Below are 322 nucleotides of genomic sequence, written 5' to 3' on the forward strand. Positions count from 1 at the left end.
CTCCCTGCACGGCGTCGAGGAGAAGTCCCAGGGCGCTGGAAGGCGGTCGTGGTCGGCCCGTACGAGCGCGGCGACCGTTCGGTGCCGGTAAAGCGCCGCGCCGAGCTGGCCGCGTTCTACGGCGTCCCGGTGCAGGAGCTGCTGCCCGGCGGGCCCCCGGGCGCCCGGACGGTCGGGTACGGGCCGAGCGCGGGGGCGGTTGAAAGAGGTCAGGGCGAGGTCCACGGACCCCGCCGTGACGTTTCTGCACAACCGACCGCGGAGCAGACGGTGGCGTCCTCGCGGACCGCGCGCGGCGCGTCCGGGCTGAGCACGCCCCAGC

1 pseudogene is annotated in these 322 nt (G+C 75.8%); it reads left to right on the forward strand.

The features are described from left to right. Positions 1-165, forward strand: a pseudogene (locus tag UK12_RS34675) (transcriptional regulator); the annotation flags it as partial. Positions 166-322: the final 157 nt, after the last annotated feature.

This window comes from Saccharothrix sp. ST-888 (assembly GCF_000955975.1).
Classification (GTDB): domain Bacteria; phylum Actinomycetota; class Actinomycetes; order Streptomycetales; family Streptomycetaceae; genus Kitasatospora.